Origin of the sequence: Micromonospora sp. CPCC 205558 (assembly GCF_036902955.1) — a bacterium.
Lineage (GTDB): Bacteria > Actinomycetota > Actinomycetes > Mycobacteriales > Micromonosporaceae > Micromonospora.
This window is the reverse complement of sequence record NZ_JBAKHR010000033.1, coordinates 23,903-43,857: the sequence shown is the minus strand read 5'-3', so window position 1 is coordinate 43,857 and position 19,955 is coordinate 23,903. Positions and strand designations below refer to the sequence as shown.

Genomic DNA, 19,955 nt, shown 5'->3' with positions numbered 1-19,955 from the left:
ACCTCCTGAGGGGTGGGACGATCCCGCCGACAGCCTACCCATAAAACCTATCGGGTTAGTAGGCTACTGCCGGAGCCGACACCTGTCGATGCGCCGCTGTCCGCCTGCCCCGACCCGAGGAGCCGCCATGCCCACCCCGTCGACGAGCCGTCCCCCGCATCGCCGCCTCCTGACGGCCGTGCTCACCACCGTGGCGCTACTCGCCACGGTCGCGGTGAGCGCGTGCGGCGGGTCCGCCGACGCCTCCGGCGCCGGGGAGAAGCTCCGGATCGGCTACCAGCGCTTCGGCGGGCTGAGCCTGGTCAAGGCGCGCGACGCCGCACCGGACGTGGAATGGTCGCTGTTCGAGAGCGGCCCGGCACTCACCGAGGCGCTCAAGGCCGGCTCCATCGACATCGGACAGGTCGGCGAGGCGCCGCCCGTCTTCGCCGCCGCCGGGAAGATCCCGTTCTCCATCATCGGCACCTCGGCGCCGATCCCGCAGGGTGAGGCCGTGCTGGTCAAGGCCGACCGGGGCTACCGCAGCTTCGCCGACCTCAAGGGCAGGACGGTGGCGCTCAACAAGGGGTCCAACGTGCACTGGCTGCTGGTGCGGCTGCTGGAGGCGAACAACATGACCCTGAAGGACATCCAGGTCAAGTACCTCAAGCCCGCCGAGGGGCGGCCCGCGTTCGACGGCGGGCAGATCGACGCCTGGGTGATCTGGGACCCGTACTTCGCCCTGGCCGAGCAACCGGGGGTCCAGGTGCTCGCGGACGCGACCGGTCTGGCCAGCAACCGCGAGTACGTCCTCGCCGCGCCCGGGGCGGTCGACAAGCGGTCGGACGAGATCCGGGCGTTCCTCCAGCGCTACCGCGAGGTGACCGACTGGGGCATCGCCCACCCCGAGGAGCGAGCCAGCACCCTCGCGCCGGAGCTGAAGATCCCGCAGGACGTCACCAGCCGCGCTCTGGCCCGCAGCGCCAAGCCCCTCGCCCCGGTCACCCCGGCCATCGGCGACGAACTTCAGGCGATCACCGACAGCTTCATCGCCCTGGACCTCATCCCGGGGCCGGTCGACCTGCGATCCCGGGTCGACGGCCGGTTCAACGAGGTGTTCCAGTGAGTCGTACGACGCTCGTCGAGGCGCCCGAAGAGGTGAAGACGGCGGCGCCTGTCGTACCCCGTCGTCAGCCGCCGGCCCGGCGCTGGCGGCGGGTGGTGAGCCCGGTGGTGCTGGTCCTTGGGTGGGAGTTGGCCGCACGGACCGGGCTGCTGGCGGCCGAGAAGCTGCCCGCGCCCAGCGACGTCCTGGCCACCGGCGCGCGGCTGAGCCGGGACGGAACGCTCGGCATCCACCTGCTGGACTCCCTCACCCGGGCCGGGGCGGGCCTGCTGATCGGCGGCCTGCTGGCCCTGGTGCTGGGCACCGTGGCCGGGTTGCTGCGGCTCGGTGACGACCTGGTCGACCCGCCGGTGCAGATGGCCCGGATGCTGCCGCACCTCGGGCTGGTGCCGTTGCTGATCATCTGGGTCGGCATCGGCGAGTCACTGAAGATCAGCCTGGTGGCTCTCGGCGCGTTCTTCCCCATCTACTTCAACACCTACGCCGGCATCCGGGACATCGACGAACGGCTGGTGGAGGCGGCCCGCACCTGTGGTCTGGGCCAGGCCGCCCGGCTGCGCCACGTGGTGCTGCCCGGCGCGCTGCCGTCGCTCTTCCTCGGCCTGCGGCTGGCGATCGGGGCGGCCTGGCTCAGCCTCGTCGTCGGCGAGCAGGTCAACGCCCAGACCGGCATCGGCTTTCTGATGATGGAGGCGCGGGAGTTCAGCCAGACCGACGTGGTGGTGCTCGGCCTGCTCGTCTACGCCCTGCTCGGGCTGATATCCGACAGTGCGTTGCGCGTCCTGGAGAGGAGGATGCTGACATGGCGTCGCGGACTGCGGGCCACCTGAACGGCGCCGAGCCGGTGCTCACCGCCCACGCGGTGCGCCGGGCCTTCGGGCCGACGGTCGTGCTGGCCGGGGTCGACCTGACCATCGCCCGCGGTGAGGTGGTGGCCCTGCTGGGCGGCAGCGGTTCCGGCAAGAGCACCCTCCTGCGGATCCTCGCCGGGTTGGACGGCGAGGCCACCGGGACGAGCGCCGTGCACGGCACCGCCGCCGTGGTCTTCCAGGAGCACCGGCTGCTGCCGTGGAAACGCGTGGCGGAGAACGTGGGGCTCGGGCTGTCCGGCGCGGACGGCCCGGGGCGGATCCGGCGGGCGCTGGCCGAGGTCGGTCTGGCCGAGCGGCACCGCGCCTGGCCGGGCGAGTTGTCCGGTGGGCAGGCGCAGCGGGTGGCAGTAGCGCGGGCACTGGTCCGCGAACCGGACCTGCTGCTGCTCGACGAGCCGTTCGGCGCCCTGGACGCGCTGACCCGACTGCGGATGCAGATCCTGCTGCGCCGGCTACGCGCCGAGCACGGCTTCGCCGCCCTGCTGGTCACCCACGACGTGGATGAGGCGCTGCTGCTCGCCGACCGGATCCTGCTCCTCGACGACGGCCGCATCGCCGCGGAACTGCCCGTCGACCTCGGCCCCACCCGCACGCCGGACGACCCGGCCTTCGGCGCGCTGCGCCGCCACCTGCTCGACCGACTCGGCGTTCCCACCACCTGACGAGCGGAGCTGTGATGACCCGCTGGACCCCCGACCCCACGTTCTACCCCTCGCCCCGGGAGGCGGTGACCGCGCCGGCGGAGAAGCTCGCCTACGTGGCGGCCTTCGACCGTACGGCCAGCCGTCCGGACGCCATCGTGGTGCTCGACACCGACCCCGGCTCCGCCGACTACGGCCGGGTCGTCGGCTGGACCGACCTGCCGTACGTCGGTGACGAGCTGCACCACTTCGGCTGGAACGCGTGCAGCAGCGCGCTCTGCCCGACCGCACCGCACCCGCACGTCGAGCGGCGCTACCTGATCGTGCCCGGTCTGCGGTCGTCGCGCATCCACGTGCTCGACACCCAGCCCGACCCGCGTCAGCCGCAGATCGTCAAGGTGATCGGGGCGGAGGAGTTGGCGAAGCGGGCCGGCTACTCGCGGCCGCACACCGTGCACTGCGGCCCGGACGGCATCTACCTCTCCGCGCTCGGTGGCGCGGACGGCGCGGAGGGCCCGGGTGGCATCGCCATCCTCGACCACACGACGTTCGAGGTACGCGGGGCGTGGGAGGCCGACCGGGGTCCGCAGTTCCTGGCGTACGACGTGTGGTGGCACCTGACCCAGGACGTGCTGGTCACCAGCGAGTGGGGCACCCCGTCGATGATCGAGGACGGCATCATCGGTGAGTTGCTGCTGGGCCGACGCTACGGGCACGCCATCCACTTCTGGGATCTGGCGAAACGCCGGCACGTGCAACGCGTCGATCTCGGCGACCAGTACCAGATGCCGCTGGAGCTGCGGCCGGCGCACGACCCGACGAAGTCGTACGGGTTCGTCGGGGTGGTGATCAGCGTCGAGGACCTGTCCGCATCGATCTGGTTGTGGCACCGCGACGGGGACGCCTGGGCGGTCACCAAGGTGATCGACATCCCGGCCGAGCCGGCCGACCCGGCGGACTTGCCCGACCTGCTCAAACCGTTCGGGGCGGTGCCGCCGCTGGTGACCGACATCGACCTGTCGGTCGACGACCGGTTCCTCTACGTCTCCTGCTGGGGCACCGGCGAGCTGCGCCAGTACGACGTCAGCGACCCGCTGCACCCGGTGCAGACGGGCTCGGTGCACCTCGGCGGGATCGTCCGCCGGAGCGCGCACCCGTCCGCGCCCGACGAGGCGTTGGCCGGTGGCCCGCAGATGGTCGAGGTCAGCCGGGACGGCCGGCGGGTCTACGTCAGCAACTCGCTCTACGGCGCGTGGGACGACCAGTTCTACCCCGACGGGGTGGGCGCCTGGCTGGCCAAGCTCGACGTCGACGTGGACGCCGGTGGGCTCACCCCGGATGAGCGGTTCTTCCCACACGGGGACGAGTTCCGGGGCCTGCGGGTGCACCAGACCCGGTTGCAGGGCGGGGACGCCTCCTCAGACTCGTACTGCTTCCCGTGACCGTCACCACCCTGGCGACGCTCGCCGCGCTCGGCGCGTTCCATGGTCTGAATCCGGCGATGGGGTGGCTGTTCGCGGTGGCCCGGGGCCTGCAGGAGCGCAGCCGGCTGGCGTTGCTGCGCGCCCTGCCGCCGATCGCCGCGGGGCATCTCGCCTCGGTGGCCATCGTCGCCGCGTTGGTCTCGGCGACCCGGTCGGTGACGACGAGCACGGCCCTCGCGGTGGTCGGCGGTGGGGTGCTGGTCGCCTTCGGGCTGTGGCGACTGCTCTCCGAGCGGCACTTCCGTTGGGCGGGCATGCGGTTGTCGGCGGCGCAGCTCGCCGCCTGGTCGTTCCTGATGTCATCGGCGCACGGCGCGGGGTTGATGCTGTTGCCGGTGCTGGTGGCCGAGCCGGTGCCCGGGGGTCACTCCGGGCACCTGGCCGCCGCGCCGGTGGGCGCGCTGACCGGCCTCGCGGCGGCCGGGGTGCACACCGTGGCCATGCTCGGCGTCGCCCTGGCCGTGGCGCTGCTGGTCTACCAGGTGTTCGGGGTGGGTGTGCTGCGTCGGGCCTGGTTCAACGTGGACCGGCTCTGGGCCGGGGTGCTGGTGGCCGCGGGGTTGGTGACGTTGCTGCGGGCGTGACCGGCCATCGTGGACGGCGGAAAATCGTGATCTGATGTCGTAATGATCTCTCCGACTCCCCTCATGCGCCTGGTGGCCGGTGTGTGGGGCTTCAAGACCCTCGCGGTCGGCGTCGAGCTCGGCCTGTTCACCCGGTTGGCCGGCGGGCGGACGATGACCGTCGAGGAAGCCGCCGCCGAGTTCGGGCTGCCCGACCGGCCCGCGGACCTGTTGCTGGCCGCCAGCGCGTCGCTCGGGCTGTTGGAGAAGGCCGGCGACGGATACCGCAACTCCGAGTTGGCCGAGCAGTTCCTGGTCGAGGGTCACCCGTACTACTTCGGCGCGCAGGTCCGCTACTCGGACCTACGCACCTACCTGCCCTGGCACCGCATCGGCGAGGCGCTGCGCACGGACCGGCCGTTGACCTGGGACCCCGAGACCCAACAGTCGATGTTCGACACCGCCGACCCGGAGATGCTGGCGCAGTTCTGGGATGCCATGTTCTCCACCTCCAGCTTCACCGCCAGCGCGTTGGCCGAGGCGTACGACTTCTCGGCGCACCGCCGGCTACTCGACGTCGGCGGTGGGGCGGGGGCGTTCCCGATCGAGCTCTGTCGCCGCCTGCCCGAGCTGCGGGCGACAGTCCTGGATCTGCCGCACGTCTGCGTTCGGGCCCGGGAGCGGATCGCCCAGGCCGGCCTGACCGGGCGGATCGACGCGGTGGGTGGGGACTTCCTCGCCGACCCGGCGTTGCCGGACGGGCACGACGTCATCCTGCTCAGCATGATCCTGCACGACTGGGACGAGCCGACGAACCGGGCGTTGCTGGCCCGGTGCCACGCGGCGTTGCCACCCGGCGGGGCGATCGTCGTCTGCGAACTGCTGCTCAACGACGACCGCACCGGGCCACCGGAGGCGGCCCTGATGGGGATGAACATGCTGGTCGAGACCGAGGGCGGGCGGAACTACTCGGGCGCCGAGTACGCCGCCTGGCTCACCGACGCCGGCTTCGTCGACGTGCGTACGGTGCCGTTCGACGCGCCCGGCGCCAACGGCGCGGTGGTGGCCCGCCGGGCCTGAACGCGGACGACACCCGGCCCCGGTGCGAACCGTGGGCCGGGTGTCGCAGCGCCGCGCGGGCGCTGGCGTCCGATCGGCTACCGGTACGGATCAGGCGCGGGCCTTGGCGGGCTGCTTCATGAAGTCCATGATCGCCTTGTTGATGTCGCCGGCGTTGGTCCACGGGAGACCGTGCGGCGCGCCCTTGAGCGTGATGAGCTGGGCGGTCGGCATCATCGGCCCGAGCCGCTGGCCGGTCACCGGGTAGGGCAGCACGTTGTCCTTGTCACCCTGCACAATCAACACCGGAATGTTGATCTTTGGCAGGTCGGGCCGGAAGTCCTCCTGCCAGGCGTCCACGCTGTCGTGGGTGGCCTTGCCGGAGGCCATCGCGCCGATCTGCCAGTGCGCCCGGTACGCCTCCTCGCTGACCAGCTTGCCCTTGTTCTCGCTGTAGTTGAAGAACGCGTCGCAGAACTGGGTCAGGTAGGCGAACCGATCCTTGATGATGGCGTCCTGGAAGCCCTTGAACAGGCTCGTGTCGACGCCCTCCGGGTTGTCCTTCGCCTTTGCCAGCATCGGTTGCAGCGGGCTGAGCAGCACGGCTCGGCTCACCCGCTGTGAGCCGTAGTTGCCCAGGTAACGGACTACCTCGCCGGTACCCATCGAGTGACCGATCAGGGTCACCTCGTTCAGGTCCAACTCGGTCATCAGCACGTCCAGGTCCGCTGCGAACGTGTTGTAGTCGTACCCGAACGCCGGCTGGGCGGAGTTACCGTTACCGCGCCGATCGTAGGTGATCGTCCGGTATCCGGCGTTGAGCAACTGGGTGGTCACCTTCTCCCAGGTCGCGCCGTTGAACGGGAAACCGTGAATCAGCACCACCGGCTTACCGGAACCGTGATCCTCGTAGTACAGGTCGATGGGCGCGGAGTTTTCCGTTCCCACGGTGATGAAAGGCATGTTTGTCTCCTGCTCCGGTTTCGGGCTGTCGGACGCCCCGCGCTTTCCCGCCCGGTAGCCGGATATGCGGACGTCAGACGGCCCGACCGGCAGGGCAGAGGTTCCCTGAGCTGCCCGTGCCGTCCTAACCTCGGGGGGTCCCTCGGCTACCCCCGCGAGTGGCAGCGCCGGGGGCCGGTGCCCGACCCGGTACGCACCATCCACCCCGCCGACGACAGGCGCCGGCGCTCGTCCGTCAGCGGGTGAGGCCGTCAGGGTTTCCGCAGTGGCCGGAACGCGGCCCGCACCTCCGCGGAGAAGAGTTCCGGCTCCTCCCAGGCCGCGAAGTGCCCGCCGCGGTCAGCCTCGTTGAAGTACGCGATGCCGGGGTAGACCGCCTCGGCCCAGCTCCGCGGAGCGGCCCAGATCTCGCCGGGGAACGTGGTGAAGGCGACCGGCACCGTGACCGGTGGCGGAGCCTGACCGGCCGCCTGGGCGGCTGCCTGAAACCGCCCCTGCTCCCAGTACCACCGGGCGGACGAAGCACCGGTGCCCGTCATCCAGTACAGCGTGATGTTGTCGAGGATGCTGTCCCGGGTGAGACCGCCGACCGGCTCACCGTCGAGGAACGCGCGGGAGATCTTGTAGTAGCTGTCCGTGTCGTGGTCGAGCATCCAGGCCGCCAACCCGACAGGTGAGTCCAGCAGCGAATAGCCGATCGTCTGCGGCCGGGTGGACTGCTCCAGGAAGTAACCGAAACCATCCATCGAGAACAGCTTGAGCGCGTCGAGCGCGGCGCGCTCCTGCTCGGAATTCGCCGGCAACTTGTCCTTGATGCCGACCGCCCCGGCGAGCAGGTTGACGTGGATGCCGAGCAGCCCATCGGGTGCCTGACGCCCCATGGCGTCCGTGACGGCGGCGCCGACGTCGCCACCCTGCGCGACGTAGCGCGGGTAACCGAGGCGCTGCATGAGTTTTGCCCACGCCTGTGCCATCCGCGCCGAATTCCAGCCGGGTTCGGTCGGCTCGCCGGAGAAGCCGTAGCCGGGCAACGACGGCAGCACCAGGTGGAACGCGTCCTCTTCCGTGCCGCCGTGCGCCGTCGGGTCGGTCAGCGGGCCGACGATCCCGAGCAGTTCGACGACCGAACCCGGCCAGCCGTGCGTCATGATCAGCGGCAGGGCGTTCTCATGCGGCGACCGCACGTGGATGAAATGAATCTCGACGCCGTCGATTGTCGTCGTGTACTGCGGCAGCGAGTTCAGCTTCGTCTCGCACGCGCGCCAGTCGTAATCGGTGATCCAGTAGCGGGTCAGCTCCTGGATCGTCGCCAGCTGCACCCCCTGCGAGCGATCGGTGACCAACTCGCGGGTGGGCAATCGGGTAGCCGCGATCCGGCGACGCAGGTCGGCGATCGCGTCCTCCGATGTGTCGAGCCGAAAGGGGTGAATTTCGGTGTCGTTGGACATCTTCCCCACCTCGCCAGGTCGAGTCGGACAGTGCCGATGCGCCGACAGTGCCGGCACCCGCCCAGTCTCACAGCGGGCAGGCGCCGTCCGGGCCCAAACGCGAATCGCCGACGCGCCTCCGCCTCACACCCATGGAGCGATCAACCGGTGAGCCAACCGGACGAATCCGACGACAACTGGCTGAATGGTGTTGCCTACACGCCGATGCGGGTTTCTGGCTGGAGCGCCGGCGCTCGTCCGTCAGCGGGTCAGGCCGACCAGCGTCGCCAGTCGCGCCACACCGGCCGGCGCCGGCTGCGCGCGGGCGACATCGGCGATGACGGTACGCGCCAACGACCGACACCGAACCTCAGCCGGCGCGATGCTGTCCGCGTCAACCAGCGCTCGGGCAGCCCCGCGCAGGTCACCCACCTGGAGGTACGCCCGCGCGACATCAACCAGGTACGCACCCCGATACTCAGCCGGCAACCGCCGCCACCCCTCCCGCCGCACCACGATTGCGTGTCGCCGCACCGCCTCGACGGCGTCACCCCGTTGCGCCGCCACCAACACCCGCGCCAACTCCACGGCGGTTACGCCGAAGCTGGTGCGGTGCATGTCGTCGTACCCCCTTAGGCTGGCCGCGATCCCCGCCGCGCGGTCGGTCAGCTCGTCGGCGCGACGGTGCTCGCCGCACCCGGCGGCGGCAAGCGCGGCCTGCACCAGCAACGTCCCACCCACCGCCCACTCCCCCGCCGACCGCCGCTCGCCCTGCCCCTCGCTCTCGCTCTCGTGATCAAGAGGTTTGCGGCGTGTTTGATCTCCAAAGGTGACGCAAACCTCTTGATCACCGGAATGGGTTGACCGTGGAAGGACGCGGTTGGCGGCGGGGAGCAGCGCGGCCAGGGCCAGGCGGTCGCGGCCCTGCGCGCGGAGCGCCTCGCCCACCAAGATGGTCGCGGTCGCCGCGAGCAACGGGTCGTCGCCGACGGCGGACATCGCCCGGTCGGCCGCCAGCCAGGCCAGGTCAGCCTCGCCGAGCTTCACCAACAACGACGACGTGATCCGGTACGCCTGCACCAGCAACTCCGCCGATCGCACGCCCTGGGCGGCGTCGAGCAGACCCGGCAACACCCGCACCAACTGCCCGTAATGCGCATGCTGATAGGTCAACCACGCGTGCCCGACCTGCCGTCTCAACGCGTCCGTCTGCGCTGGAGCCTGCGGGATGTCGTAGCGGGCGAGCGCGGCCCGAATCTCGTCCACCCCATCCGGCGTACCCGCCGGACTGCCCTGCGGCTGGCCGAGCAACACCTCCGGGTCGACCCGCAGGACGTGGGCCAACTCCTGAATCACCGAATACCGGTCCAGGGCGCGGGCACCCCGCTCGATCTTGTCCACCCAACTCTTCGACCTCCGCAACCGGTCGGCAAGCATCTGCTGCGTCATCGACCGCCGCACCCGCCAGCTCGCCACCCGGCGACCAATCGGGATGTCATCGTTGGTCACGCCGCCACCGCCGGTCCGGGACCGCGCGGGTCGTGTCGTCCACGGGTACGCGCTCCGCCTCGGCCTGCGCCAGAAGGCGCTGCTTGGCAGCCTCCCGCTCAGCCGCCTCGCACTGCTCGGCTCGGCTCGTCGGCTCGTTGCCTTGCATTCCCACCTCCGTCAGCGGGCACGCGACGGCTAGACACCGCCGGCACCCCAGGACTCCTGCAAACAGCGAAGCGGGCTGCCGGTTGACGGACCAGATGGCAAGCGATGCGTGCGATTGCGCTGCTCAGGACGTGGGTTGCGCAGGGTTGCGCCGGTCCCCATCGGACCTCGACAACCCATAGGGTCGTCACTATCGGTAGTTGACTGATGCCTGGAGGCTGAACCATGGCGCGACCGGTGACGAACGCGGCGTTCGAGGGGCTGCTACTTGCCGCCGGCTACGGCAACGCCCACGCCGCCTTCGCTCGCCAGCTCAATCACACCGGCCGCGACCAGGGCACCTGGCGCTACGACGCAGCCAGCGTCTACTGGTGGTTACGCGGTCGCCGGCCAGGCGAGCACGTCCAAGCCGCCATGGCCGAGACGCTAACCCGCAAGCTCGGTCGCCCCGTCGCTGTCATGGAGTTGGGCTTCGGAGCGGCCGACAACATCGGAACCTGCATCTATCCCGCGTCCGTCGACGGCGCGATAGATACCGCCGAGCAGATCTGGACGAGGCTCGCCAAGCACCTCAGCTCACAGGTCAGCGGGCCGTTCGACAGCGGCAAAGCGCTACAGGCGGCACTCGGTTGGCGGTATGACTTGCCCGACGAGACGGTCAGCAGGAGCGGCCGACAGCAAGTCAGCCCCACCGACGTTCAGTCGCTGTACGGGCTGGCAGACCACTTCACCGACCTCGATCGTCGCCACGGCAGCGGCTCTCCGCGCACCCGGGCGCTCATGGCCGACTTCCTCGTACGCCAGGTCGCACCCATGCTGCACGGCACCTACACCGATGTCGTTGGGCGCGATCTCATGCGCGCAGCCGCGACACTGTGCGGACAACTCGCCTTCATGTCGTACGACGCGGGCGACCATGCCACTGCCCAACAACACGTGACCGTCGCCTTGCGGCTCGCCAAGGCCGCCGATGACCGCCTCTACGGCGCTCACCTGCTGGCCAACCTCGCAACCCAGGCCGTACACCTCGGCTACTCCCGGGACGCAGCCCGGCTCGCCGAAGCGGCCATCGACGGGGCAGGGCGTGCTCCGGCCGCCGTGCTCGCTCGGCTGCACGCCACCGCCGCTACGGCCTACGGGCAGTCAGGCGAGCGACGTGGCTGCCAACTCGCGCTCGCCAAAGCCGAGCGTGCCCTCGATCGCACAGGCGCAGCCCCCGGTCCCCGCTGGGTCAGCTACTTCAGCCCGGCCCACCTCGCCGGAGCCGCATTGAGGTGCCTGGGCGACCTACAGCTGTATTCGCAGGCCCTTGGCCACGTTCCCGACGCTCTCACCCTCGCCAGCGAGAACACCCGGACGCGTGCCCTGCACACCGCTCTCGTCGCCGTGACTCATGCCCGCGCTGGGGACACCGATGCCGCCTGTAACTGGGGTCGGAAGTTGGCACAGCAGGCTTCGGGCATCCATTCGGCGCGTGTTCAACAGCGCGTCCGCGAACTGAGTGCGGCGCTCAACCCTCAGCAGGCGTCGCCCCAGGTCAACGAGGTCCTGCACAGCCTCGCGATCATGCCAACGGCCGCGTAGCGCGAGAGCCCACCTGGACCCGTCCGCTAGCGTCACCGAGGTGACCTGGACGGAGCCCGCCACGTGGTACGCCAACCTGGCCTCCTTCTACGCCGCCGCCGCGGCCTTCATCACCGACCCGACCGGCAACGTGCTGCTCGTCAAACCCACGTACCGCGACCACTGGGCCTTCCCCGGCGGCTATGTCGACGAGGGCGAATACCCACATGACGCCTGCGCCCGTGAGATACGAGAGGAGTTGGGGATCTCTGTGGTGGTGGGTGACCTCCTCGTAGTGGACTGGGCACCGCCCGCCGGGCAGCGGCCACGCGCGATTGTCAGCTTCACGTTCGACTGCGGGTCCATCGCCAACGTCGATGGTCTCGATCTGTCGGGAGAGGAGTTGGAGGACGCCGCCTTCTTCTCGCCGCGAGAGGCCGAGCAGCATCTTCCCGACAACGTCGCCACACGAGTTCATGCGGCGATGAGCGCCCGTGACCTACACGCTCCGCTGTACCTTGCTGGCGGCTCGGTCGTCTCCAGTTAGTCACGTGCCCCCGATCGGGCCTCGGCCTCCTGTGCTCTCTTGGTCCGGCATGATGACGGGATGCTGAAGCCTGTCACTCTTCGGGCGGTCCTGCCCGGTGACCTACTCCTCATGGAACGGCTGTGGCAGCTGTACCGGCACGACCTGTCTGAGTTCCGGGACACACTGCCGGATGACGTCGGCCTGTTCACCCCTGGCCGGCTGCGGACCTACCTCCAGGACCCCGACAGCGCCGGCTACGTCATTTGTCGGGACACCCGACCCGTGGGCTTCGCATTTGTCTCCAACGTGAACATCCAGCCGCTGCGCATCGCCGAATTCTTCGTCGTGCGGGCTGTGCGCCGCTCGGGCGTCGGACGTCTCGCCGCCCAGCAGCTTTTCGCCAAACACCGAGGCCACTGGGAGGTGCCATTCCAGGAGGAAAACCCCGGTGCCGCCCGCTTCTGGCGTCGGCTCGCCGCCGAGGTCTGCCCGACGGGCTACCGCGAGGAACGGCGTGCTGTTCCCGGCAAACCACACATCCCCCCAGACACCTGGCTACTACTGAGGGAGCCGATGCGCAGTGTGATCACCAGCGCGTGAGCGAGGTTCGCTTCGAGCTGATGGCGGGCAATCTCGATGCTCACACCTAGCGGGGCTGACCGGGCCAGAATGACGTGGCCCGTGGCGAGATGTGGCTTGCGCCCGTTCGATGAGATGAACGGCCGCCGGTCGGCGTCCGGCGGCCGCCCACGTCCACTCAGCTGGCGTAGACCTCCAGTGTCGACAGTTGCCCGGCCGGCCAGCCGGTGTTGCCGGTGACGGTGACCCGCACGTAACGCGTCTGCGCGGCGGTGAAGGTCAGCGTCACCTGGTTACCGCTGGCCGGGTCGAACGTCCGCCCCGCGGATCCGACGAGCGTGCTGAAGCTGCCCCCATCGGTGCTGCCCTGCACGGCGAGGGTCTGCGTCCGACTCCCCCAGGCTGACGACGGCGGCAGCTTCAGCACCACCCGCCCGACCGTGCGCGAGGAACCCAGGTCGACCTGCACCCACTGCGGGAACGCGTTGTTGGCGCTCTCCCAGTAGCTGTTCGCGTCGCCGTCGACCACGTTGCCCGACCCGTAGCTCTGGACGTGGCTGCTCTCGCTGGTGGGTCGGCCGCGGGCAAGGTCCGCGTTGGCCGGGGCGTCCGTGGTGACGGTGACCGCGTTGGACGCGCCGGAGGTGTTGCCGGCCGCGTCGCGGGCGACGACCGTGAAGGTGTACGCGGTGGACGGGCTCAGCCCGCTCACCGTCGCCGTGGTGCCCGTGACGGTGGCGACGACAGTGCCACCCTGACGCACCTGGTAGCCGGTCACTCCGGTGTCGTCGGTGGAGGCCGTCCAGGACAGGGACACGCTCGTCGACGTCCTGCCGGTCACGGTGAGGCCGCTCGGGGCGGTCGGTGGGTTGTCCGGCACGGTGCTGCCGGCGTACACCTCGACCTTGGCGAGCTGGCCCGCCGGCCAGCCGGTGTTGCCGGCGATGCTCAGCCGGATGTGGCGGGCCGTGGTGGTCGTCAGCGTGCGCGTCACGGTGTTGCCGGTGGTCGGGTCGAAGGTGTACGCGGAGGCCGCGGCGATTGTCGAGAAGGAGCTGCCGTCGACGCTGCCCTGCACGGTGATGGTCTGGGTACGCGCGCCCCAGCCGGCGGGCAGCCGCACCACGAGCTTGTTGACCTGGTGGCTGGCGCCGAGGTCGACCTGCCACCAGTGCGGGAATGCGCCGCCGCCGCTCTCCCAGTAGCTGCCGGCGTCGGAGTCCACCGCGTTCGACGCCGGGAACGGGCCGTTCTGGCTGCTGGCCGAGGTGGACCGGCCGGCCGCGAGGTCGCCGCCGGTCGGGGGCGGGGTGCCGACCATCGGTTGGGTGGGGCGGACCGGGGTGAGCGCGAGTTGCCCCTTGAGCATCCGGCCGCCGTCGGCGGTGATCCGCAGGTAGTAGTCGGAGGAGCAGGCCACGCCGTCCTCGTCCAGGGCCCGAATGTTCGCGCCCGCCGGGGTGGTGGCCTGCGTCTCGGACGTCTTGGCGATCTGGTTGCCCTCGTTGTACTCGTCGAACATGGACACGTAGAGGCCCTGGGAGCCGAGTCGGACCATGTTGTAGAGGTGCCGCCAGTAGAAGTCGCCGTGCTTGCGGTGCCCACCGGCGAGGTCGCCGGGCATCACGCAGGGCAGGTAGTCGATGCCGCGCGCCGCGCAGTCGGCCATGTCGCCGACGTTGACGTTGTTGTAGTAGGAGTCCAGCTCTTCCACGGTCCTGGCCCGGTAGACCATCCACGGCGAGATCGCGTTGAACGCGTGGTAGACGTCGAGGAAGCCGGGGCGGGAGTCCTCGATGCCCTGCCGCCACCAGGTGGGCACGCCACCGATGACGTAGCAGCCCTGTGCCTTGAACCAGTTGACGACCTCCAGGCAGGGGCCGGGGGTGAAGGGTCGGCTGGGCTCGCTGAACCCGAATCCCCAGATGCAGACGACCGGCTTGCCGTTCTGTCGGGCGTACGCCGACGACGCGGTGTGCGCCGCCATCTTCGTCGTCCAGTCGGTCTTGATCTCCGACTGGAAGCTCAACCAGTCGGTGACGTCGTACATGATGTAGAACTTGCGGTTGTAGCGTTCGGCGGCGGAGCGCACCTTCTGTGCCATCGCGTCGCGGGTCGGGCCCTCGTCGCCCATCGGGTTGAACCGTTGCAGGGCGGCGGTGTCGCAGCCATACTCCTGCATCCAGCGGAAATGGGTGTCCACCGTCTGCTGGTCGTAGGAGGAGAAGAGGGTGGCCGGCTGGCCGTTGCCCAGGTTGGGGTACGCGGTGGGATAGGTGCGCGTGTACTCGCGCATGTCCGGCCAGGACACGATCGTGGTGTTGGCGGGCGACGGCGGCTGGAAGCGGTCGCGGCTCCAGTGCCACCACCCGCCGATCGGCGCGCCGTCGCCGGGGGCGCTGAACCAACCCTGGTAGCCGACCGTCACCTTGCCGACCACGTCTCCGGGAGGGCTGGCGGCGTGCGCGGGGCTGGCCAGTGTGGTGAGCAGTTCGGTGGTGGAGGCGGTGGCGAGGGCGGACCCGGCCAGCACCGATGTGACGAACCTGCGGCGGGACACCGCCATGACGACCACTCCTTCGGGACGGAAGGCATTGACGGCCATCGTGGCAGCAGTGGATGCCGACCCGCAAGAGTTAGACTGATCTATGGAATTTCCGATCAGGCGACGGGAATTACGCGCTGGGGGGTCAGTGGCTGGGGGGTCAGTGGCTGGGGGGTCAGTGGCTGAGCGCCCACGCCGGGGACAGGATCTGACTGCCCGCCTGGCGGCGGCGCGCGTCGCGCACCGTCAGCCGTACGCCGTCGGTGAAGCCGACCTTGGGGTACCACCCGAGCGACTCGCGCGCCTTGCGGGTGTCCAGCGCCATGTTGCACACCTCGCCCGGCCAGGACAGCGGCTCGTAAAGGGCCAGGCTGCCGACGCCGGACGCCTCCCGGACCGTGTCGTACACCTCGTTGACGCTCGTCTGCCGACCCGAGGCGATGTTGACCGTCCCCACTCCGTTGTGGTGACAGGCGACCGCGATCGCCTCGGCGACATCACTGACGTAGACGAAGTCCCGGGTCTGCGTACCGTCGCCGTGGATCACCACCTGCCGGCCTCCGAGCAGCGCATCGACCATCAGGGACACCACGCCGCAGTCGCCGCCCTCGTGCCGGGGCCCGTAGACATTGCCCAACACCATCGAGGTGTACGACAGGCCGTGCTGACGTGCGTACCAGTCGAGGTAGTGCACGCCGACGGCCTTGCTGACGCCGTACGGGCTCACCGGTGCGATCGGATGGTCCTCGCGGACCGGCAACTCGTGGGCGGCGACACTGCCGAAGATGTCGCTGCTGGCCGCATTGATCAGCAGCCGTACGCCGCTGCGGGCGCACGCGTCCAGCACGTTGACGGTGCCGAACACGTTCACGTCGGCGTCGTACAGGGGCGCGTGACGGGCGGTGGGAACGCTCGGCTGCGCGGCGAGGTGCACCACCACGTCCGGCTGCCACTGGTGGATGACCTCGACACCCTCCCGCGTACGGATGTCACCGGTGACCACGTCCGCCTCGGTCAACCCGCCACACGCGGCGTCGGCCAGGTTGTCGATCCGGCCGGTGGAGAAGTTGTCGAGCACCCGGACCTGGCTGCCCATCAGCATCAGCCGGGCGACCACGTGGCTGCCGATGAAGCCGGCGCCGCCGGTCACCAGAACGCGCCGGGGCAACAGGTCCGTCGGCGGGTCGACACCGACGGCGGTAACGGACAGGTCCATGGGGAACTCCTTGGAACGACGGGACGGTCGACCCTCAGCAGTAACCGGCCGACGGTAACCCGCCCAACAGCCCCCAAACGGGCATTTAGCCCAATGCCTCATGTGGATATGCGTGTTTTGTCACCGTAAGTTCCGTCTTTATCCATTCGGCCCTATTCGGCTTGCGCCGCTAGTAATTTGCTCACCGCCCGCCTCAGGCCGAGAAGTTACGGAACAGCACTGACGCCAGGCCGAGCGCCAACGCGAGGTTGAACACCGTGGCGCTGGCGAACACCGCCACCGGTCGCCAACCCGCCTCCCGCAGCGACGCGACCCGGACCTCCAGACCGATGCTGACGAAGGCCAGGATCAGGAACCAGACGCGCAGATCGTTCACGATGGCGATGGTGGCCTTGCCGTCCGCACCCGTCGAGTCGAGGTACCAGGTGGCGATGACCGAGGCCGCGATGAAGCCGAGGACGAACTTCGGGAACCGCGCCCACAGCTCACCGAGGCCTGGTCGGGCCGCGCCGGGCCGTCGTTCCACCCGCAGTGTGAAGTACGCGGTGAGCGCGACCGCGACCACACCCATCAGGGCGTTCTGGGTGACCTTGACGATGCTGGCGATCTGGAGCGCCTCCTCACCGGCGAGCGCCCCGGCGGCGGTGACCGCGGCGGTGGTGTCGATGTTGCCACCGATCCAGGCGCCGGCCACCGCGTCGGAGAGCCCGAACACATCGGCCAACCAGGGCAGGATGAAGATCGACGGCAGCGCGAAGACGATGACCAGACTCGCCGTGTAGGCCAACTGCTCGCGGCGCGCCCGCACCGCGCCGGCGGCGGCGATCGCCGCGCTGACCCCACAGATCGACACCGCCGACGCGAGCAGCGCCCGCAGTTTGTCGTCGAGGCCGAACCGGCCGGCCAACCACCAGGTGAACAGGAAGACCCCGCTGATCAGCAGGATCGCCTGGGCGATCGCCGGGCCGGCGGCGCTGGCGATGACAGCCAGGTTGATCGACGCCCCGAGCAGCACCAGACCGGTCTTGATGAAGAACTCGGTGCGGAACGCGGCGGCGATCCGGTCCCGCCACCCGAGCAGGGTGACGGCGACGTTGCCGAGCAGGCCGAGCAGGATCGCGTAGACCGGGTACTCGATCGCCGCTCCGATGTCCTCGACGGCGCTGCCCTCGGCCCAGGCCGGAACGTTCTGCTCCAGATAGCGGGTCAGCGCGGCGAGACCGACCACGATCAGCAGGCCGAGCGCCGTCCAGGCCCAGAATGCCCCGTCACGCACCACACTGGTCGGGCCGGCGGGGCCGACGACGGTCGGCGAGGTGCTCGGCTCGGCCACGTCGGCGGGCGCGTCGTCGACTCGGGTGGCGTCGGTCGTGCCGGGCTCGTCGCCCGTGCGGGTCGCGTCGGCGGTCATCAGGGCACCAGCCCGGCGGGGATGGCACCGAGCAGGACCAGGGCCAGCAGTGCCAGCCCGAGGATTGTCGCGACCCAGTCCTCGTTGAACGCGAGCCGGGACTCCCCTGCGGTTTCCGGATTGGGGGGTGACGGATCGGTGGTCATGGCGTACCTCCATGGTTGTGAACCGATCCGGCGCTGCGGAGCGGACCATCCGGCATTCACCTATTTTCCTACCGGGTCGATAGGAATTCAAGACCGTTGACGCGGATTCTCCACGCGTCGCGCCGCGTCGCACCACCTACGGCGGTGCCGGAGCCGACAACCGGCTCCGACACCGCCGCCACCCCGATCCCCGCTACGGGGTCGGGTACCGGGTCAGGTAGACCGGAGCGCCGACCTTGGTCATGTCGGCCGCGTCGCCGACGCCGTTGACCACGTGGTCGATCGTGCCGGCGCTGAGGTTGACGGTCATGACGTGGTGCAGCCGCACCCCCGGCCGGTTCGGGACCTCGAAGCCGTTCTCCGTGTGGATCGACGGGTTGTTCTGGTTGAAGACGTACACCCCGCCGCCGTACAGGGTGTGGTGCCGCACCCGGTCACCGACCTTGTACCCGGCCCAGCCCTCGACCGGGCCGTTCATCCAGTCGGCCTGCGTCGGCGGGTCGTACGGCAGCTCGTTCTGGTAGAGGATCGTCGTGCCGTGCTCGCCGTTCCAGACCGTGTTGTAGCGCTGGAAGTGCTCGACGAACAGACCGGTCGCGGTCACGTGGTCGCCGTTGATGATCGCGCCGTAGCGACCGGTGTTGGTGCGCCAGCGGTCGGTGTCACCGTTGACGCCCTCGGTGAAGCCTTCGACACCGTGATCGCCGCGCCACACCCAGGTGTGGTCGATGAGCACGTTGTCGCTGTTGACCTCCAGGGCGGTGTGCGTCCGCCCGATGTGTGGGCCGCCGACCCGGAAGTACACGTCGGAGAGCGTGGTCGGGTTGTGCCGGCTGCTCGCGTTGTGGCCGTGCTGGCGTCCGACCCGCAGCAGGACCGGCGACTCGACGGTGCCGGCGTCGATCGTGACACCGGCGACGATCACCCCGGACACACCGGCCACGTCCAGCGGTATCGCGCCGTTCACGGCGGTGAGCGTGGCGTGCCCGATGCCGAGCACCACGGTGTCCGGACGCCGGACCTCGATGCTGCGGGCGATGTCGTACGTGCCGGGGGTGAGCAGCAGGTGCTTGCCGCGCGCCAGTTGACTGTTGATGACCCGCACCGGGTCGGAGGGCTTGGCGATGAAGAAGTCGCCGATCCCGATGGTCCGCCCCGGCGTCAGGCCGTCGGCCCAGGAGACGCCCCGGCTGTCGCGCTGGGCGGCGGGCACCCGCACCTGGTAGCGACCCTTGCCGTCGACGAAGAGGTACGGCTTCTCCCGGCTGATCGGGGTGGTCTGCAGGGTGGTGTACGGCGGGTCGGGGAAGGTGGCGTCGTCCGGTGCGCCCTCGACGCCGGCGAAGACCTGGTTCCACACCGCGTTGGACCAGCTCGCGACCTCGCTGTTGCGGGTCAGCCACTGTTGCTGCGAGCCGTTGGTGGTGGCCGGCAGCCGCGAGTCGGCGATGAAGCCGCCGCTGGCGTACTGCGGACCGGCGGTGCAGTAGTCCATCAGCGACAGGCCGCCGCCGCCGATGTTCAGCCGGCGCATCGACACCGCCTGGGAGACCGCCCAGAAGTTCGCCGTCGACCGGCAGTCGTCCTGACCGGTCGCGTTGATGGTGAGCGAGAGGTTGGACAGGGTGCGCCAGAAGTTGACCAGCGCGAGGCAGTTGCCGGTGCCGCCGTCGGCCAGGCAGCGGTTGTAGACCTCGAGTTTGCCGTTGATGGCGACGTCGGTGGGCGAGGCGCCCAGGCCGGACACCTCGGTGTAGTAGCCGACCTTGGCCTGCAACGGCTGCGCGGCCGTGCCGTACGTGCCCGGCTTGAACAGGTAGGCGTGCCGCTCGGTGCCCATCTCGTTGTCGACCTGCCGGGCGTGCGCGGCGTCGAGGGTCTGCTGGATCTCGCCGACCGGCATGGACGGGTCGAAGATCGTCACGTTCGGGCCGAAGTCGGGTGCGCCGTGCGTCGGACGACCGGCGCTGGCGGCGGTGCTGGTCATGGTGACGGCGGCGGTCACGAGAAGGGCGAGCAGGAGGGTACGACCGGGTCTGCGGCGTACGGCTGGGGACGGGACTGTCATGTGGTTCGTCCTCTCCGCTGGCCGGACGTCGTCCCGGCACAGCTGGGGCGGTGAGAGCGCTCTCTGACCCTTGCCGCCGGAGGTGGGGCCGGCCGGAAGGGGTTGACATGTTTCTACCCGTTAATCCG

Annotated in this window: 18 protein-coding genes; 9 read left to right on the top strand and 9 right to left on the bottom strand. The window is 69.8% G+C overall.

The features are described from left to right. The first annotated feature begins 127 nt into the window (after positions 1-127). Genes V6U86_RS28330 through V6U86_RS28305 form a run of 6 tightly spaced genes read left to right on the top strand, consistent with a single transcriptional unit; the run spans position 128 to position 5,745 of the window. Positions 128-1,105 carry an aliphatic sulfonate ABC transporter substrate-binding protein gene (locus tag V6U86_RS28330; RefSeq protein WP_334508496.1) on the top strand — a complete coding sequence of 326 codons (978 nt, stop codon included), beginning with the start codon at positions 128-130 and terminating at the stop codon, positions 1,103-1,105. Beyond that, positions 1,102-1,935, top strand: a complete 834-nt coding sequence (locus tag V6U86_RS28325) for an ABC transporter permease (protein WP_334508494.1) — start codon at positions 1,102-1,104, stop codon at positions 1,933-1,935. Before V6U86_RS28330 ends, V6U86_RS28325 begins: the two co-directional genes overlap by 4 nt. Next, entirely contained in the window at positions 1,908-2,639 is a 732-nt protein-coding gene (locus V6U86_RS28320) for an ABC transporter ATP-binding protein (RefSeq protein WP_334508491.1), read from the top strand. Before V6U86_RS28325 ends, V6U86_RS28320 begins: the two co-directional genes overlap by 28 nt. A gap of 14 nt (positions 2,640-2,653) precedes the next feature. After that, positions 2,654-4,060, top strand: a complete 1,407-nt coding sequence (locus tag V6U86_RS28315) for a selenium-binding family protein (RefSeq protein ID WP_334508489.1) — start codon at positions 2,654-2,656, stop codon at positions 4,058-4,060. Then, on the top strand, positions 4,057-4,686 hold the full coding sequence (locus V6U86_RS28310) for a hypothetical protein (protein ID WP_334508486.1): 630 nt from the start codon (positions 4,057-4,059) through the stop codon (positions 4,684-4,686). Before V6U86_RS28315 ends, V6U86_RS28310 begins: the two co-directional genes overlap by 4 nt. Before the next feature lie 42 nt (positions 4,687-4,728). Further along, positions 4,729-5,745: a methyltransferase gene (locus tag V6U86_RS28305; protein WP_334508483.1), complete on the top strand. Its 1,017-nt coding sequence runs from the start codon at positions 4,729-4,731 to the stop codon at positions 5,743-5,745. 90 nt (positions 5,746-5,835) lie between these two features. On the opposite strand, the gene V6U86_RS28300 is transcribed toward V6U86_RS28305, so the two are convergent. The 4 genes from V6U86_RS28300 to V6U86_RS28285 form a co-directional block, all read right to left on the bottom strand. After that, positions 5,836-6,687 carry an alpha/beta fold hydrolase gene (locus tag V6U86_RS28300; protein WP_334508480.1) on the bottom strand — a complete coding sequence of 284 codons (852 nt, stop codon included), beginning with the start codon at positions 6,685-6,687 and terminating at the stop codon, positions 5,836-5,838. Positions 6,688-6,938: 251 nt separating this feature from the next. Next, a complete protein-coding gene (locus V6U86_RS28295; RefSeq protein WP_334508478.1) occupies positions 6,939-8,135 on the bottom strand; it encodes an epoxide hydrolase family protein in 1,197 nt (398 codons plus the stop codon). 240 nt (positions 8,136-8,375) lie between these two features. Further along, on the bottom strand, positions 8,376-9,623 hold the full coding sequence (locus V6U86_RS28290) for a helix-turn-helix domain-containing protein (protein WP_334508476.1): 1,248 nt from the start codon (positions 9,621-9,623) through the stop codon (positions 8,376-8,378). Beyond that, positions 9,610-9,771 (bottom strand): hypothetical protein, encoded by a 162-nt coding sequence (locus V6U86_RS28285; protein WP_334508474.1) that lies wholly within the window; start codon positions 9,769-9,771, stop codon positions 9,610-9,612. The genes V6U86_RS28290 and V6U86_RS28285 overlap by 14 nt, the downstream gene beginning before the upstream one ends. Positions 9,772-9,995: 224 nt before the next feature. Here V6U86_RS28285 and V6U86_RS28280 point away from each other — a divergent pair, with 224 nt between their 5' ends. Genes V6U86_RS28280 through V6U86_RS28270 form a run of 3 tightly spaced genes read left to right on the top strand, consistent with a single transcriptional unit; the run spans position 9,996 to position 12,462 of the window. Continuing rightward, on the top strand, positions 9,996-11,354 hold the full coding sequence (locus V6U86_RS28280; RefSeq protein ID WP_334508472.1) for a hypothetical protein: 1,359 nt from the start codon (positions 9,996-9,998) through the stop codon (positions 11,352-11,354). Between the two features lie 40 nt (positions 11,355-11,394). Continuing rightward, a complete protein-coding gene (locus V6U86_RS28275) occupies positions 11,395-11,880 on the top strand; it encodes an NUDIX hydrolase (protein WP_334508470.1) in 486 nt (161 codons plus the stop codon). Between the two features lie 60 nt (positions 11,881-11,940). Continuing rightward, positions 11,941-12,462: a GNAT family N-acetyltransferase gene (locus V6U86_RS28270; protein WP_334508468.1), complete on the top strand. Its 522-nt coding sequence runs from the start codon at positions 11,941-11,943 to the stop codon at positions 12,460-12,462. Between the two features lie 157 nt (positions 12,463-12,619). Here V6U86_RS28270 and V6U86_RS28265 read toward each other — a convergent pair whose 3' ends face one another. The 5 genes from V6U86_RS28265 to V6U86_RS28245 form a co-directional block, all read right to left on the bottom strand. After that, on the bottom strand, positions 12,620-15,007 hold the full coding sequence (locus tag V6U86_RS28265) for a galactose-binding domain-containing protein (protein ID WP_334508466.1): 2,388 nt from the start codon (positions 15,005-15,007) through the stop codon (positions 12,620-12,622). Between the two features lie 154 nt (positions 15,008-15,161). Then, positions 15,162-16,202, bottom strand: a complete 1,041-nt coding sequence (locus tag V6U86_RS28260; protein ID WP_334508464.1) for a GDP-mannose 4,6-dehydratase — start codon at positions 16,200-16,202, stop codon at positions 15,162-15,164. 193 nt (positions 16,203-16,395) lie between these two features. Continuing rightward, positions 16,396-17,613, bottom strand: a complete 1,218-nt coding sequence (locus V6U86_RS28255) for a YeiH family protein (RefSeq protein ID WP_334508462.1) — start codon at positions 17,611-17,613, stop codon at positions 16,396-16,398. Next, complete coding sequence (locus tag V6U86_RS28250) at positions 17,613-17,759, bottom strand: hypothetical protein (RefSeq protein WP_334508459.1); 147 nt, start codon at positions 17,757-17,759, stop codon at positions 17,613-17,615. Before V6U86_RS28250 ends, V6U86_RS28255 begins: the two co-directional genes overlap by 1 nt. A 193-nt stretch (positions 17,760-17,952) precedes the next feature. Beyond that, a complete protein-coding gene (locus V6U86_RS28245) occupies positions 17,953-19,827 on the bottom strand; it encodes an adenylyl cyclase (RefSeq protein WP_334508458.1) in 1,875 nt (624 codons plus the stop codon). Positions 19,828-19,955: the final 128 nt, after the last annotated feature.

Coding starts and splice junctions, on each gene's coding strand:
- V6U86_RS28265 (WP_334508466.1), bottom strand. CDS start 15,007: ATGGCGGTGTCCCGCCGCAGGTTCGTCACATCGGTGCTGGCCGGGTCC.
- V6U86_RS28295 (WP_334508478.1), bottom strand. CDS start 8,135: ATGTCCAACGACACCGAAATTCACCCCTTTCGGCTCGACACATCGGAG.
- V6U86_RS28250 (WP_334508459.1), bottom strand. CDS start 17,759: ATGACCACCGATCCGTCACCCCCCAATCCGGAAACCGCAGGGGAGTCC.
- V6U86_RS28280 (WP_334508472.1), top strand. CDS start 9,996: ATGGCGCGACCGGTGACGAACGCGGCGTTCGAGGGGCTGCTACTTGCC.
- V6U86_RS28305 (WP_334508483.1), top strand. CDS start 4,729: ATGATCTCTCCGACTCCCCTCATGCGCCTGGTGGCCGGTGTGTGGGGC.
- V6U86_RS28320 (WP_334508491.1), top strand. CDS start 1,908: ATGGCGTCGCGGACTGCGGGCCACCTGAACGGCGCCGAGCCGGTGCTC.
- V6U86_RS28260 (WP_334508464.1), bottom strand. CDS start 16,202: ATGGACCTGTCCGTTACCGCCGTCGGTGTCGACCCGCCGACGGACCTG.
- V6U86_RS28285 (WP_334508474.1), bottom strand. CDS start 9,771: ATGCAAGGCAACGAGCCGACGAGCCGAGCCGAGCAGTGCGAGGCGGCT.
- V6U86_RS28330 (WP_334508496.1), top strand. CDS start 128: ATGCCCACCCCGTCGACGAGCCGTCCCCCGCATCGCCGCCTCCTGACG.
- V6U86_RS28300 (WP_334508480.1), bottom strand. CDS start 6,687: ATGCCTTTCATCACCGTGGGAACGGAAAACTCCGCGCCCATCGACCTG.
- V6U86_RS28270 (WP_334508468.1), top strand. CDS start 11,941: ATGCTGAAGCCTGTCACTCTTCGGGCGGTCCTGCCCGGTGACCTACTC.
- V6U86_RS28315 (WP_334508489.1), top strand. CDS start 2,654: ATGACCCGCTGGACCCCCGACCCCACGTTCTACCCCTCGCCCCGGGAG.
- V6U86_RS28255 (WP_334508462.1), bottom strand. CDS start 17,613: ATGACCGCCGACGCGACCCGCACGGGCGACGAGCCCGGCACGACCGAC.
- V6U86_RS28245 (WP_334508458.1), bottom strand. CDS start 19,827: ATGACAGTCCCGTCCCCAGCCGTACGCCGCAGACCCGGTCGTACCCTC.